Consider the following 14,173-nt stretch of genomic DNA (forward strand, 5'->3'; position numbering starts at 1 on the left):
ATCAGCGTTTCACCAATCCAGTCAGGCCGCCGGCGATCAGCGCGGCGGTATCGGCCAGGGCCACCAGCGGGTCGAGCCCGGCTGGCACGGCCAGGTAGCGGGGTTCCCAGTCGGGCTGGAACTTGTCCTTGAAGCGTCGCAGCCCCTGGAAATTGTAGAACTGTTCGCCCCGCCGGAAGACCAGCGCGCCCAGGCGCTGGGTCAACGGTGCGCCGCGCCTTGGCTGGAGCCCGGCCAGCGGCACCATGCCGAGGCTGAAGCGCGCGTGGCCCTGGGCCTTGTAGTGGAGGATGAGGCCGAGCATGAGGAACTCCATGGTCAGCTTCGGCGCGTCCGGGTGCACGCGCATCAGGTCGAGGCTCGCCAGTTCGCGGCTGTCGGTCTCCAGCAGGTTGGCGAAGGCCACCGGCTTGCCTTGGTGGCGGACCATGGCGATGCGGAAGAAGTTCAGGTACGTCGGGGTGAAGCGGCCCAAGGAGAAGCCTTTCTCGCGCACCTGCTTGCCGCCCAGCCAGGCGTCCGATATCGCCTTCAGCTCGTCCAGCGGAGCCTGGCCCGGTTCATGGAACTCCAGGGCCAGGCCGTCGCGCTGGCCGCGGTTCCAGGTGTAGCGCAGGTCTTTCATTTCCTTGCCCTTGTTCTCCAGGTCGAAGCGCAGCAGGTCGACTCGCGCTTCTTCGCCGAGCTTGAGGGCGGTCAGGCCAATGTCCATGTAGAACGGCAGGTTCTCGGCACGCACCTGGTAGAACACCGGGCGGGCATGGTGCAGGTCGCAGAGGTCGCGGAACTGCCAGATCAGTTCGGCGCGCTGCATGGCCGGGCCGATCGGGTCGTACAGGGCGATCATGCTGCGACCGCGGCGGGCGTACATGAGGAAAGCGTCGTCGCTCTCATGGAAGAGCAGGGCCTTGTCGCCGGTCAGGGCCAGGCCGCCATCCGGCTGGTCCGAGTGGCGGATGATCCGCGCCGCGCGCTGCAGCTCTTCCGCGTTCGGCTCGCGGATCGCCGGCGGTGCCGCGCGCAGCAGCCAGCCAAGGGCCAGGGCCAGGAGCAGCAGGCAACTGCCGAGGGCGGCGCGCAGGGCGCGCGGGGCGTCGGCGTCCAGGGCGAACTGCCACCAGAGCTGGTTGCTGTAATGCACGTCCTGGTTGGCGAACAGCAGCAGCCAGACCGAGGCGCCGACCACGCAGATGCTGGCGCCTACGTAAAGCGGCGAGAAGGGTACTTCCATCAGCCGGCTGGGACGGTAGAAGGAGCGGCGGAACATGGCGAGCAGCGCGGCGGTCAGGCTCAGCAGGCTGGCTTCCTCCCAGTCGAAGCCTTTCAGCAGCGAAAGCAGGGCGCCCACCAGCAACAGCACCAGGGTCAGGGCCCAGGCGGCCGACAGCCGTCGGCGCAAACCCTGCGCGAGCAGGAGGCAGAGCACGCCGATCAGGCTGGCGACCAGGTGCGAGGCATCGATCAGGCGATGTGGAATGAGGAAACCGAGGTGTTCCAGGCGGGTGTCGATCGCCGGTGTGGCGCCGGAAAACAGCAGCACGACACCGGAGAGGAAGACCAGGATCGCCAGGATCGGTGCGGCGAAACCCGAGGCGACGCGGATCGCCTGGCGCGTCACCCACAACCGGCGCGCTTCGAGGAACAGCAACAAAAGGCAGGCCAGCAGCAGTGGCAGTACCACATAAATCAAGCGGTACAAGAGCAGGGCCGCGGCCAGCGGCGCGGCGCCCAGTTGGCCGGCGAACGCGGCCAGCAGCACCGCCTCGAACACCCCGACTCCGCCCGGTACGTGGCTGAGCACGCCGGCGGCCAGGGCGAGCAGGTAGACCAGCAGGAACGCCGCGAAGGGTGGGGTTTCCGGCAGCAACAGATAAAGGACGGTAGCGGCGGCGGCGACGTCGAGGGCGGTGATCAGCAGTTGCAGCAGCGATAGGCGCAGGCCTGGCAGGCGCAGGCTGCGGCGGCCGAGGCGGACCAGCAGGCTGTCGGGGGACGGCCGTTCTCCCGGCAGACGGTGCCGGGCCAGGAACGCCACCAGGCCGACAGCCAGCGACAGGACGGCGATCGCGATGACGGCGACCAGGGCGCGGGGCAGGTGCAGCGCCGACGCCGCATCGTCGAGGTCGCAGAGTGCGGCGAGTGCCGCCAGCACCGGCAGTGCGCAGCCCAGGGAAAGGCTGGCAAATAGCGTCATCCGGGCTATTTCGGCAGCGCCGATGCCATGCCGGGAATACAGTCGGTAGCGTACGGAGCCGCCGGAAAGCAGCGACAGGCCTACCGCATTGCCGATGGCGAAGGCGCTGAAGCCGCCGGTGGCCAGGCTGCGCATGGGCAGCGTGACGCCAGCGAAGCGGCTGGCCGACCACTCGTAGCCGAGCAGGATGACGAAGCCGAGGGCGGTCGCGCTCAGGGCGCCGAGCAGCGCCGGCCTGGGCACGTCGGCGATGGCATCGTGGAGGGCGCCGGGATCGATCTCCCGTAGCAGGTGGTAGCAGGCCACCAGCGCCAGGCCGAACAGCAGCAAGGTGAAGACCAGGCCGATGGGCTGGCGGTAGGCGGTAATCCGATCGATCAGCCGGATGCGTTGTGGGGACGCGGGAGAGCTGGGTGGAGCGGGATGTTCTGGAACGGGAGCGTCGGTGCGCATCAGCCACCTCATGGGAATTTGCGCGACAGAGTATGGCCTCTCGGGCGAGTTCCCAAGTGGTCGCAGCAGATTTTTTCTGTGCGGGGCGGCGTCCTGTCACAGGGAGAAGACCGCCGGGTTTTGCAGGAGTTGCGTCGGCGAAGTGGCCGAAGGCCATTTGCTAGTATTCGTTCAGCGATGGTTCAGCTTGCCGTGGGCATAGTGGCGGCTTGCACTGTCCGACCATTTCCGAGGGGGGAAGGGTGACGATGATCCAGGCGGGCATTCATGTCGGCGCCGGAGTCGTGCTGGGCGTGGCCGCTGGATGGTGGCTGGGGGATTGGGAACAGTCGTTGCAGGTCAAGGACTCGGTGGCGCGGGTCGATTGCCTGTTGTACGGCGCCCTGCTGGTGGTGTTGCTCCGCCACGACGGTTGGTTGCGCCGCCTGGGCCTGCTGGGCCTGGGGCTGTTCTGCGGTTCCCTGCTGGTCTATTCGGTGAATCCGGCAAGCCTGTTCGCTGCGAAAGAGTCCTGGAGCCTTGCGCGGATCTCCATGCGGGCCTTCGGTCCGCTGGTGATGCTGGTCGTGGGGATGGCCTGCGCGCGCCTGGCACACGAGTTGCGCTGACGCAGGCATTGCGCTCACGCCGGAGTCAGGTGACGCGATTCCTCGCGGTATTCCTTCAACCAGCGCAGCACTTCCACGGCCTCCCAGCGAGAGGGGTCGTACAACGCATAGATCTCGCCCTGGTAGCCGACCACATCGAGCGGCCGGTGGAAGCCGGCGCGCTGGAACAGCGCCTCGATCTCGGCGAAGCAGGTGTTGAAGTGCACGCGGGTGAACGGCGTCTTGCCGTCGGTGACCAGGCCGTCCATCTGCAGTTCGTCCACTGCCTGGCGGATGTCGTCGAGTTCCATCCGGTTCACGCTGCGCTTCAATTGTTCGACGTTCAGCATCTGTCTGTCCTTTCCGTATCCGTTACCGAGCATTCATCGAAGGCTGAGCTGGCTGTACGAATATACAGTTAAATGTGCGATGATGCGAGCGAACGGAGGGCGAGGCGATGCAGTGGAACAGGAGGGGCGGAATGCAAAAAGCCCCGGCGCTATCGCTAGTGCCGGGGCTTTTCGAATGTGGTTGCGGGAGCTGGATTTGAACCAACGACCTTCGGGTTATGAGCCCGACGAGCTACCAGACTGCTCCATCCCGCGTCTGTGTGGGCGCATTCTACGGACTCTCGTCGGGCTGTCAATCGATTTTTCGAAAAAAGTGTTTTTTCTTCAAATGCTTAGCGCTTGCCCAATGTTAGAATTCAGCGCTCCGGGGCAGGCCCGGCGGGGCTTGTAGCGAGATTCCGGTGCGGAAAATCATCCATATAGACTGCGACTGTTTCTATGCCGCCCTCGAGATGCGCGACGACCCCAGCCTGCGCGGCAAGGCGCTGGCGGTTGGCGGTTCGCCGGACAAGCGCGGAGTGGTCGCCACTTGCAGCTACGAGGCGCGAGCCTATGGCGTGCGCTCGGCGATGGCCATGCGCACGGCGCTCAAGCTGTGTCCCGATCTGCTGGTGGTGCGCCCGCGTTTCGATGTCTACCGGGCGGTGTCGAAGCAGATCCATGCGATCTTCCGCGATTATACCGATCTGATCGAGCCGCTTTCGCTGGACGAGGCCTACCTGGACGTCAGCGCTTCGCCGCATTTCGCCGGTAGCGCCACGCGGATTGCCCAGGACATCCGCCGCCGGGTGGCCGAGGAGCTGCACATCACCGTTTCGGCGGGCGTCGCGCCGAACAAGTTCCTGGCCAAGATCGCCAGCGACTGGCGCAAGCCGGACGGGCTGTTCGTGATTACCCCGGAGCAGGTCGACGGGTTCGTCGCCGAGTTGCCGGTGGCCAAGTTGCATGGCGTCGGCAAGGTCACGGCGGAGCGCCTGGCGCGGATGGGCATCCGCACCTGCGCCGACCTGCGCCAGGGCAGCAAGCTGAGCCTGGTGCGCGAGTTCGGCAGCTTCGGCGAACGCCTGTGGGGACTGGCCCATGGTATCGACGAGCGACCGGTGGAAGTCGACAGCCGGCGCCAGTCGGTGAGCGTCGAATGTACCTTCGATCGCGACCTGCCGGACCTGGCGGCTTGCCTGGAGGAACTGCCGACCCTGCTCGAGGAGCTGGACGGACGCCTGCAACGCCTGGATGGCAGTTATCGGCCGGACAAGCCGTTCGTTAAACTGAAGTTTCACGATTTCACCCAGACCACGGTGGAACAGTCCGGCGCCGGGCGCGACCTGGAGAGCTACCGGCAATTGCTCGGCCAGGCCTTTGCCCGTGGCAATCGTCCGGTGCGCCTGATCGGCGTCGGCGTGCGCCTGCTCGACCTGCAGGGCGCCCACGAACAACTCAGGTTGTTCTGATGCTCCTCATGGCGTCAACGAAGTCGCGAGGTTCCGCGGCGACGGCTCTTCCCCTACCGGCAAGGCGCTGAAGCGGCCGAGATCCTGCAGCAGTTCCAGGCGTGCTGCACGGAGTGGGCCGCGTATGGCTTCCTGTTGTTCCACGTCGAGCGGGCGGTCGTCGCCATCGCTCACCGGACCGTGGTGACGGTCCGCGCCACGCAGTGGGAAGCTCACCTTGAAGCCTTCGCCCAGGTAGGCGATGCGCGTGGTATCGGCGCTCACCGCATAGTCGCGATGGTAGTCCGCTGCGAGCAGGTCCTGTCCCAGCGAGTAGTCGCGGGGCGGATTGCGTACGCCCAGCAGCGGCAGGAGCGTTGCGGGCAGGTCGATGTGGCTGGTGATGCCGCGGACGGCACGGGGCGCCTGTCCGGGAATGCTCAGCACGGCGACGGTGCCGGTCTGGTAGCGATTGAACTCGGTATTGTGGCCCCAGCGCGAGCGTTCCATGAACTCTTCCCCATGGTCGCCGAGCACCACTACCGCGGTGTTTTCCAGCAGGTGCTGGTTTTCCAGGTGCTGCAGCAGGCGGCCGATCTGTGTATCGACTTCGCGCACGGCATTCAGGTAGCGGTTCTTGATCAGCGGCATCTGCGCCTGGAAATCGGTGGTCAGGTAGTTGAAGTTGACCAGATAGGGGCGGATTTTCGCGGTCTCGTCGCGGAAGCTGTAGTTGGCGTGGCTCGACTCGAGGAACAGGCAGGCGAAGAACGGCCGGTCGGGTAGTCGGCGATCGACGAAGCGCAGCAGGTCGTCGGTGTTCCGGGCGTCGCGCTGCCAGGCAGGCTCCGGGCTATCCAGCACGTGCAGGTCTTGGGGGCGCAGGTTGACGAACACGCTGCGGTCGAAGGGCGGATAGCTGAAACGTTGCGCGGCATTGATCCGGAACTGGTAGTTCTGCTGCCTGAGTACCTCCATGAGCACCGGCGGCTGGCCGGCCTTCAGCACGGCGTCCCAGTAGCCGCCGTGCAGCCCGTAGAACATGCCGAAGACGCCCATCTGGGTCAGGTTGCCGCTGCTGTAGTGGTTGTCCAGGCGGATCGCCCGGTTGGAGAAGTCCCACAGCCTGGGCATGTAGCGCGGATCGAGCATGTCCCCGCGGAGCGACTCGGCGACGATCCAGACGATGTTCAATGGGTGCGCCGGGGCGCTGATCTCCAGCGGCCGGAGAGGATAGTGCAGGTCGCTCTGCTGCTGGAGCAGCTCGCGCTGGGTGGGCGTCGGCTGGATGCCCAGGCTTCGCGCCAGGCTGCGGACGGTCAATGGCAGGTAAAGCGGATAGCGTTCGCTGGCCAGCAGGATCGGCCGGTAGTCGCGCAGGGAGCTGAACGCATAGACCAGGCGTTCGCCCAGGGCCAGGCAGAGGAAGGCCGCCAACAGGTAGCGCCAGGCGCGCCGAGGGAGCGCGGGAAGGCGTTCGCGGCTGACCTGGCAGGCGCTGTACAGCAGCACCTGCAGGCAGAGCAGGGCCAGGGCCGCCAGGCTTGCGCTGAGCAGGGTGCCGTCGCCGCTGCCGAGGCTGGAGAGGCCGCCGGGCGAGACCAGCAGGCCGATGCTGAAACCGTTGAGGTGGAATCCGTACAGGTCGTAGAGGGTGCGGTCGGCGTAGAGCAGTATCTGTACCGCCGCGCTGCCGACGATGGCCAGCACGCCTGCCAGCCACGGACTGAGGCGCACGGGAAGGCGATCATGGAAATGCAGGAGCAGTCGGCAGGCGAGGTACACCGGGACTATATAAAGGAAGGCGTAGCTCAGGCTGGCAGCGACGCTCCAGAGCGGCAGCCAGGCGTCGTCGAAGACGATCCCGTCCTGCAGGCGCAGCACCTGCCAGAGCACCACCAGCCACGACAACAGAAAGAAGCGGTTGAGTGTCTCGGTGCTGGGTGGGGCGAACATCAAGCGTCTCCGGGCGAGGATGCGGAAGCCTAGGGACGTGGTGGTCAAGCGGGAATGAAATGGATGTCAAAAAAATGTAAACGGGCGGCGCCGGGTAGCGCCGCTTCAGGCTTCAGTCGTGCTCGGGAACCAGGCGCAGCGGCTTGCCTTCGGCCGGCCACAGGCGCAGCTCGTCGGACGGCGAAATGTCCCAGTGCTGGACGCTCTGCAGCAGGGCCAGGAAGCGCCGTTCCTGCTCCATGATCTCCGCTGCGCACAGGCGGCGGGTGCTGCCGATGGCGCCGAACTGAAGGAGGTCGTCCTGCAGGGTGTAGCTGGCGAACCAGTGGTTGCAGCCGCCATTGCCGAAGGCGCGGCCCTGGCCGTCGAAGGTCAGGCTGATGTGGCTGTAGTCCATCGTCGGTTGTGCCCCGACCCAGTCGACCTGGTAGGCCTGCTCGGTTTCCAGGGTGGTCTCCTGGCTGGCGCAACCGCCCAGGATCAGGGCGGCGGAGGCGAAGAGGGCGAGAGAGGGTTTCATGGCGTTTCCTTTGCGCATTTCGTACGGGCGATAGTTCACAGACCGTCGGTCGGACGGGGCGTTCGCCCTACTGGCATTTCGGGCACAGGTGCTTGCCTTCGCGGCTGCGCCAGCCCAGTTCGTGAATGCGTTCTTCGGCGGCCGGCGCCAGGGCCTTGCGACCGAGACTGGCGTCCACGGCGAACTCGAAGTCGAGACGAGCCTGGCACTGGTCGCAGTCGACCTGCCAGGTATGGATCGCCAGTTCGCGGAATGCCGGGCCGCGGGCGACCGCCAGCCACTGGCCGGGTGGGTTGATCAGGTGGCGAACCTTTTCCACGGTCAGGCGCATGCTCAGGGTCTTGCTGCCCTTGAGGCTGACCAGCAGCACGTCGTCGGCCTTGATCGAGCCGCCGGTGCCGGTGACCTGGTAGCGCCCCGGGGAGAGCGCGCGGCATTCGTTGAGGGTGTATTGCGGGTTGAGCAGGGTGTAACGGAAATCGTGTTCAGCCATGGAGCCTCCAATCAGCCGCGCATGCTACCACGCCATCAGGCCCGGACCCGATTGCGCGGCGTCCCGTCCTGCCAGGCGGCGATGTTGTCCAGGGTGGTGTCGGCGATCGCCGCCAGGGCCTCGCGGGTAAGGAAGGCCTGGTGGGCCGTCACCACCACGTTGGGGAAGCTCAGCAGGCGTGCCAGCACGTCATCCTGCAGGGGCTGGTCGGAGCGATCCTCGAAAAAGATATCCGCTTCCTCTTCATAGACATCGAGGCCGAGGTAGCCCAGTTGTCCGCTCTTCAGCGCCTCGATCAGCGCCGCGGCGTTCACCAGGGCGCCACGGCCGGTATTGATCAGCATCGCGCCGGGTTTCATCGTCGCCAGGCGCTGCGCGTCGATGAGGTGGCGGGTGTCGGCGGTCAGCGGGCAATGCAGGCTGACGATGTCGGACTCGGCGAGCAGGGCGTCGAGCGCCAGGTAGCGGCCGCCGAGTGCTTGGATGCGCGGATTGGGATAAGGATCGTAGGCCAGCAGCTCGCAGCCGAAGCCGGCCATGATGCGGGCGAAGGTCTCGCCGATCTGTCCGGTGCCGATCACTCCGACGCGTTTGCCGTGGAGGTCGAAGCCGGTCAGCCCATGCAGCGAGAAATCGCCCTCGCGGGTCCGGTTGTAGGCGCGGTGCAGGCGCCGGTTGAGCGTCAGGATCAGGCCGACCGCGTGCTCGGCGACAGCGTGCGGCGAATAGGCCGGGACGTGCACCACCGGCAGGCCGAGCGCTTCGGCGGCGGCCAGGTCGACGTGGTTGTAGCCGGCCGAGCGCAGGGCGACCAGGCGCGTGCCGCCGGCCGCCAGGCGTTCCAGCACCGGCCGCGAGAGGTCGTCGTTGACGAAGGCGCAGACTACTTCGAAGCCCTGGGCGAGGACCGCCGTGTCCGCCTGCAGGTGGGCCTGCTGGAAGTGCAGTTCGAAGCCGTGCCGGTGGTTGCTGGCCTGGAAGCTCTCGCTGTCGTAGGCCTGGCTGCTGAAGAACAGGATGCGCATGGTCAGAGTTCGCTGGAGTCGAGGCTGGTGGAGGACAGGTGGGTGGTGGCCGAGGCAGTGTCGGCCAGGGCCTCGATGGCCTTGTCCAGCTCGTCCAGGGCCGCGGCCGCCGCCGGATCGTTCTGCTTGAGCAGGGTTTCGCTGGTCTGGCAGGCCGCGCGCAACTGCGGCACGCCACAGTAGCGGGTGGCGCCATGCAGCCGGTGGACCCTCTCGAGCAAAGCGGTGCGGTCGTCGTTGTCGCGGGCCTGGCGAATCGCCTGGCGGTCCGCCGCCAGCGAGGCCAGCAGCATCGCCAGCATGTCGGCGGCGAGGTCGGCCTTGCCGGCGGCCAGGCGCAGCCCTTCCTCGGGGTCGAGCACGCTCAACTGGCCGAGCTGCGGCGCACGGCTCATGCTGGCCAGCGACTGGCCCAGGCTCAGTCCGGTCCACTTCAGCACTACCTGGGCCAATTGCTGCTCGTCGATCGGCTTGGTCAGGTAGTCGTCCATGCCGGCCTGCAGCAATGCGCGCTTCTCGTTGGAAAGCGCATGTGCGGTGAGCGCGATCACCGGCACCGGGCTGACTTCCCGCTCGGCCTCCCAGCGGCGGATCGCCTCGGTGGCCTGGCGGCCGTCCATGCCGGGCATCTGCACGTCCATGAAGACCAGGTCGAAGCGCTCGCGCTGCACTACCTCGAGGGCCGCGTAGCCGCTGTCCACCGCGGTGACCTGGGCGCCGAGGTCGCTGAGCAGGGTCTGCACCAGCAGCAGGTTGGCCGGGTTGTCGTCGACGCATAGCAGCCGTGGCGGCCGTCCGGAAACCATGGCGTGGGGCTTGTCGCTGCGCGTCGGGCGGACTTGAAGCAACTCCTGCAGCTTGCGTTGCAGCTTGCGGGTGCAGGCGGGCTTGGCCTCGACCTGTTCGTCGGGCAGGGTCGCGTGGTATTGCGCCTGCTCGGTGGTCGGGCAGAGCACCAGGGTCTTGCAGCCGAGCCGTTCGAATTCCCAGAACGACTGGCTCAGCTCTTCCGGCGGATGGATCGCGGCCGAGACGCCGAGCACCGCCAGGCTGATCGGCAACTGGCCGGGCGGCGGGTTGCGCAGGCTTTCCTGGAGGCTGTCGAGGTCGGCGAATTCGCTCACTTCCAGGCCGAAGTCGGTGAGCTGGTGGTGCAGCGAGCGGCGCGTCAGTTCCTGCGGTTCGAGCAGCGCCACGCGTTGGCCCGCGGCCCAGGAGGCGCCCGGCTCCTCGTTGTCGTCGCGACTTTTCGGCAGACTCAGGCTGATCCAGAACTCGGCGCCTTCCCCAGGCGTACTGTCGACGCCGATCTCGCCGCCCATCTGCTCAATCAGGCGCTTGGAGATCACCAGGCCCAGGCCGGTGCCACCGGCTTGCCGCGACAGTGAGTTGTCGGCCTGGCTGAAGGCCTTGAACAAGGCTTGCTGGTCTTCCTCGGAGAGGCCGATACCGGTGTCCTGGACGCTGATCCGCAGCTGCGCGCGGTCGTCGCTTTCGTCCTCGAGCATGGCGCGTACGGCGACGGTGCCGCCCTGGGTGAACTTGATGGCGTTGCCGACCAGGTTGGTGAGGATCTGCTTCAGCCGCTGCGGGTCGCCCTGCAATTGGATCGGGGTATCCCGGTAGACCAGGCTGACCAGTTCCAGTTGCTTCTCGTGGGCGGCCGGAGCCAGCATGGTCAGGGCGTCCTGGATCAGGTCGCGGAGATTGAAAGGGAGGTTTTCCAGAACCAGCTTGCCGGCCTCGATCTTCGAGAAATCGAGGATCTCGTTGATGATCCCCAGCAGGCTTTCCGCCGATTTCTGGATGGTCGTGAGGTAGTCCTGCTGGCGCGGGCTGAGCTCGCTCTTCTGCAGCAGGTTGGTGAAACCGAGGATGCCGTTGAGCGGGGTGCGGATCTCGTGGCTCATGTTGGCGAGGAACTCGGACTTGATCCTGCTCGCCTCCAGGGCCTCCTTGCGCGCCAGGTCCAGCTCGATGTTCTGGATCTCGATGGTTTCCAGGTTCTGCCGTACGTCCTCGGTGGCCTGGTCGATGTTGTGCTGCATTTCCTCCTGGGCGCTCTGCAGCGTTTCCGCCATGCGGTTGATGCCAGAGGCCAGTTCGTCCAGCTCGTTGCTGCCCATCGGTGGCAGGCGGGTTTCCATGCGGCCTTCCTTGAGCTGGGCGACGCCCTGGCTGATCAGTTCCAGCGGCGCGTTGATCGCGCGGCTCATGCGCAGGGCGAGGAGGGCGGTGACGCCGAGGCCGGCGGCGATCAGCAAGAGGCTGGTGAACAGGCTGCGATATCCGCGCAGCAGAGTCCCGTGGTGCGACAGTTCCAGTTCGACCCAGCCGAGTACGCGCTCGTCGTCAGGCTCGGTGGCGCCGGACAGGCTGTGGTGGCGGCCAAGAACCGGTAGCAGGAAGTGCGTGGTGTCCAGTTCGGTGGACATGCTCAAATGGCTGGCGTCGCCGGCCGGGGCGACGGTGAGCATGCTTGGCCCGGCATGGGCGAGGCGTTCCTGGCGGGCGTCGAGGAAGGTCACCGCGCGCACGTCCGGTTGGTCCAGCGCCTCGTTGGCGATGCGGTTGAGCACGGCGGTATCCTTTCGCGCCAGCGCGGTGGCGGCCAGCGGCGCCAGTTGTTCGGCGATCAGTTGCCCGCGCTCGATCAACTGGGCGCGCATGTCGGACAGCTGGACCCAGGTGAAGTAACCGCCAAGCACCATCGCCAGCAGGCTGGTGGGGAGCAGGGTGAGCAGCAGTACGCGCCCCTTGATGCCGAGATCCTTGAACACACGTCTCTCCGTCGAGCCAGATCGGGATGGCCGACGCTCCCCGGCCATACGTTTACCCCGCGCAGTTTAGCGGGTCGCGGAAGGGGAATCTGCACCGATGTGCGCAGCCCGGCGGATTCGGCTTGCGACGAAGCGGAAAGATCGTGAATACTGGCACGATTGCTAATCAATCTTATTTGGCTGCCATGTTCCCATCCCTGACGCCCGACCCCCGACTGCTGGCCATCGAGGACGATCCGACACTGGGCGCACATCTGTTCCAGCACCTCAATGGCAGCGGTTTCGAGGTGACCTGGTGCCGAGACGGGGAAGAGGGGTTGGCGGCTGCGCGCAGCGGCGGCTATGACCTGATCCTGATGGACATCATGCTGCCCGGGCGCGATGGCCTCGAGATTCTTCGCCAACTCCGCCAGGAGCAGGCGCTGCCGGTGATCCTGATGTCAGCCCTGGGCGCCGAGCAGGACCGCATCGCCGGGTTCAGCCAGGGCGCCGACGATTATCTGCCGAAGCCTTTCAGCCTGGCCGAGCTGCGGGTACGCATCGATGCCATCCTGCGTCGGATCGCCCTGGAGCGGGGGGGCGCGCCGGGCCGCTGCGCCGAACCGCTGGCGCGGCCCTCGCTGCAATTCTCTGCCGATGTCTGCGATGTCAGCCTTGGCGAGCGGTTCGCCGGCCTGACGCCGACCGAATACCGCCTGCTGGAAACCTTCCTCGCCGCGGAAGGCGAGACCCTGACCAAGGCCTTCCTTTACCAGCATGTCCTGCACCGCGGTCATACCCAGCATGATCGCAGCCTGGACATGCACGTCAGTCACCTGCGGCGCAAGCTGCAACGCCTCGGTTACGCCGGTCACCAGTTGCATACCGTCTGGGGCAAGGGTTACGTCCTGACACCGGCGCCATGATGCCCAACCGTCATTCGCTGTTCTGGCGCCTGGCCCTGGTGCTGGTGGCGTTCTTCCTGCTATCGGTATGGCTGTCCTGGACCTGGGGACGCAGTGCCGAACTGAAGGGTTACTACCTGTCCGCCGAAGCCCGCTCCGCCTTGGCGGATTATGCGCGGCGAGCCGAACGTGCCTGGCTCGACGATGGCCGCGAGGGCATCGACCGTTGGCTGGCCGAGCCGCGCCAGCGGGCGCTGGACTGGGTGGTCGTGCTCGACGGACGGCTGCAATCGCTGGGCAGTCGTCCGCTCACCACGGAGGAAGCCGAGCGCCTGACTTTCCTGCGGGGCGTCGACTGGCCGATGAGCTCCCGCTCGTTGTCGCGGCCGTTCATCAGCCTGCGCTTCCCCGAACATCCGGAGCAAGGCCGGGTGGTCCTGCGTCTTCCCGCCGAGTTCGTCCCTCCCGGCTTGTCGCCGGCCAAGCGCCTGGTCACCCATGGCCTGGTGCCGGCCGGGCTGGCCCTGCTGCTGGGAGTGTTGCTGTATCGGCGCTGGATAGTGCCGCTGGGACGCCTGCGAGCGCAGGCCAATGCCCTGCGCGGCAACGACCTGACGGCGCGTACGCAGGCAGAGATCAGCCGGCGCAGCGACGAGTTGGGCGATCTGGGGCGGGCGTTCGACCATATGGCCGAGCGACTCGACGAGCACATGGTGTTGCAGCGCCAACTGCTCCGCGATCTCTCCCACGAGCTGCGCACGCCGCTGGCGCGCCTGCAGGTGGCGGCAGAGGGCACGCTGTCCGCGCAGCTCCTGCGCGAGCGCCTGGAGCAGGAGGTACAGGGCATGCAGCAACTGGTGGACAACACCCTGGAGCTGGCCTGGATGGACACCGAACGCCCGGTATTGGCGCTGGAGGACATTTCCATCCCGGCGTTATGGGACCTGCTGGTGGAGAACGCACGCTTCGAAAGCGGCTGGGCCGCCGAGCGGTTCCGCAGCGCTCTGCCCGAGGATTGTGTCGTGCGTGGCAACCTCAATGCACTTGCCCAGGCCCTGGAGAACCTGCTGCGCAACGCCATCCGGCATTCGCCGGAAGGCGGCGTGATCCGCCTGCATGGTCGGCGCGAAGGAAGTTGCTGGTGGCTTTGCCTGGAAGACCAGGGCGAGGGTGTGGCCGAGCACCAGTTGGAGACCATCTTCCGCCCGTTCACCCGGCTGTCTTCGGCACGTACCGGCAAGGGCTTCGGCCTGGGACTGAGCATTGCCCGTCGCGCCGTGGTGCTCCAGGGCGGCCGCCTATGGGCGGAAGCCGCCGATCCGGGGCTGCGCCTGTGCCTGGTGCTGCCTTCTGCCTAGCGAGGCGCAGGTGCCTTTACATTTGGCCTGGATGTAAATGATCTTTACTCTCTTTTGTTAATGATTATCATCCGTGCCGATCTCCTCGGCCGGCCTTGTTCCGGGTCTGCGCCCTGTCCTACCCGTGCCGAGACGTCACCCGC

At 66.4% G+C, this 14,173-nt stretch carries 11 protein-coding genes and 1 tRNA gene; 4 read left to right on the plus strand and 8 right to left on the minus strand.

Translation table 11 applies throughout. The annotated features are described in order from the left end of the window. Position 1: 1 nt before the first annotated feature. Positions 2-2,647 carry a bifunctional lysylphosphatidylglycerol flippase/synthetase MprF gene (mprF, locus tag LJF27_RS28035; protein WP_003123231.1) on the minus strand — a complete coding sequence of 882 codons (2,646 nt, stop codon included), beginning with the start codon at positions 2,645-2,647 and terminating at the stop codon, positions 2-4. 248 nt (positions 2,648-2,895) lie between these two features. Here mprF and LJF27_RS28040 point away from each other — a divergent pair, with 248 nt between their 5' ends. Further along, a complete protein-coding gene (locus LJF27_RS28040; RefSeq protein WP_003104747.1) occupies positions 2,896-3,255 on the plus strand; it encodes a hypothetical protein in 360 nt (119 codons plus the stop codon). A gap of 14 nt (positions 3,256-3,269) precedes the next feature. Here the strand turns inward: LJF27_RS28040 and LJF27_RS28045 are convergent, their stop codons facing one another. Together LJF27_RS28045 and LJF27_RS28050 are read right to left on the minus strand one after the other, a co-directional pair. Then, the gene (locus LJF27_RS28045; RefSeq protein WP_003086015.1) at positions 3,270-3,584 is read right to left on the minus strand and encodes a hypothetical protein; all 315 of its coding nucleotides are present in this window, start codon (positions 3,582-3,584) and stop codon (positions 3,270-3,272) included. Positions 3,585-3,762: 178 nt separating this feature from the next. Next, positions 3,763-3,839: transfer RNA gene (locus tag LJF27_RS28050), tRNA-Met, on the minus strand. 146 nt (positions 3,840-3,985) lie between these two features. On the opposite strand from LJF27_RS28050, the gene dinB reads away from it, so the two are divergent. Beyond that, on the plus strand, positions 3,986-5,035 hold the full coding sequence (gene dinB / locus LJF27_RS28055) for a DNA polymerase IV (RefSeq protein WP_003086018.1): 1,050 nt from the start codon (positions 3,986-3,988) through the stop codon (positions 5,033-5,035). 6 nt (positions 5,036-5,041) lie between these two features. Here dinB and LJF27_RS28060 read toward each other — a convergent pair whose 3' ends face one another. The 5 genes from LJF27_RS28060 to gacS all read right to left on the minus strand — a co-directional run bounded on the left by LJF27_RS28060 (position 5,042) and on the right by gacS (position 11,788). Beyond that, positions 5,042-6,970 carry a sulfatase-like hydrolase/transferase gene (locus LJF27_RS28060; RefSeq protein WP_003112594.1) on the minus strand — a complete coding sequence of 643 codons (1,929 nt, stop codon included), beginning with the start codon at positions 6,968-6,970 and terminating at the stop codon, positions 5,042-5,044. A gap of 112 nt (positions 6,971-7,082) precedes the next feature. Beyond that, a complete protein-coding gene (locus LJF27_RS28065; protein WP_003112593.1) occupies positions 7,083-7,490 on the minus strand; it encodes an META domain-containing protein in 408 nt (135 codons plus the stop codon). Positions 7,491-7,557: 67 nt separating this feature from the next. After that, complete coding sequence (locus LJF27_RS28070) at positions 7,558-7,983, minus strand: hypothetical protein (RefSeq protein WP_003112592.1); 426 nt, start codon at positions 7,981-7,983, stop codon at positions 7,558-7,560. 35 nt (positions 7,984-8,018) lie between these two features. Then, positions 8,019-9,008, minus strand: coding sequence for a 2-hydroxyacid dehydrogenase (locus LJF27_RS28075; RefSeq protein WP_003112591.1), 990 nt, complete (start codon positions 9,006-9,008; stop codon positions 8,019-8,021). A 2-nt stretch (positions 9,009-9,010) separates the two neighbouring features. After that, a complete protein-coding gene (gene gacS / locus LJF27_RS28080; protein ID WP_003102426.1) occupies positions 9,011-11,788 on the minus strand; it encodes a two-component system sensor histidine kinase GacS in 2,778 nt (925 codons plus the stop codon). A gap of 185 nt (positions 11,789-11,973) precedes the next feature. Here gacS and pirR point away from each other — a divergent pair, with 185 nt between their 5' ends. Together pirR and pirS are read left to right on the plus strand one after the other, a co-directional pair. Continuing rightward, entirely contained in the window at positions 11,974-12,693 is a 720-nt protein-coding gene (gene pirR, locus LJF27_RS28085; RefSeq protein WP_003102425.1) for a response regulator transcription factor PirR, read from the plus strand. After that, positions 12,693-14,030, plus strand: a complete 1,338-nt coding sequence (gene pirS, locus LJF27_RS28090; RefSeq protein WP_010895528.1) for a sensor histidine kinase PirS — start codon at positions 12,693-12,695, stop codon at positions 14,028-14,030. The genes pirR and pirS overlap by 1 nt, the downstream gene beginning before the upstream one ends. The last annotated feature ends 143 nt before the right edge of the window (positions 14,031-14,173 follow it).

It is taken from the genome of Pseudomonas sp. 203-8, assembly GCF_020708595.1.
GTDB classification, from domain to species: Bacteria; Pseudomonadota; Gammaproteobacteria; order Pseudomonadales; family Pseudomonadaceae; genus Pseudomonas; species Pseudomonas aeruginosa.

Excerpts from the sequence above, each read along its gene's own strand:
- mprF (WP_003123231.1), bottom strand. The coding sequence starts at position 2,647 with ATGCGCACCGACGCTCCCGTTCCAGAACATCCCGCTCCACCCAGCTCT.
- LJF27_RS28040 (WP_003104747.1), top strand. The coding sequence starts at position 2,896 with ATGATCCAGGCGGGCATTCATGTCGGCGCCGGAGTCGTGCTGGGCGTG.
- LJF27_RS28045 (WP_003086015.1), bottom strand. The coding sequence starts at position 3,584 with ATGCTGAACGTCGAACAATTGAAGCGCAGCGTGAACCGGATGGAACTC.
- LJF27_RS28060 (WP_003112594.1), bottom strand. The coding sequence starts at position 6,970 with ATGTTCGCCCCACCCAGCACCGAGACACTCAACCGCTTCTTTCTGTTG.
- LJF27_RS28065 (WP_003112593.1), bottom strand. The coding sequence starts at position 7,490 with ATGAAACCCTCTCTCGCCCTCTTCGCCTCCGCCGCCCTGATCCTGGGC.
- LJF27_RS28070 (WP_003112592.1), bottom strand. The coding sequence starts at position 7,983 with ATGGCTGAACACGATTTCCGTTACACCCTGCTCAACCCGCAATACACC.
- LJF27_RS28075 (WP_003112591.1), bottom strand. The coding sequence starts at position 9,008 with ATGCGCATCCTGTTCTTCAGCAGCCAGGCCTACGACAGCGAGAGCTTC.
- pirR (WP_003102425.1), top strand. The coding sequence starts at position 11,974 with ATGTTCCCATCCCTGACGCCCGACCCCCGACTGCTGGCCATCGAGGAC.
- pirS (WP_010895528.1), top strand. The coding sequence starts at position 12,693 with ATGCCCAACCGTCATTCGCTGTTCTGGCGCCTGGCCCTGGTGCTGGTG.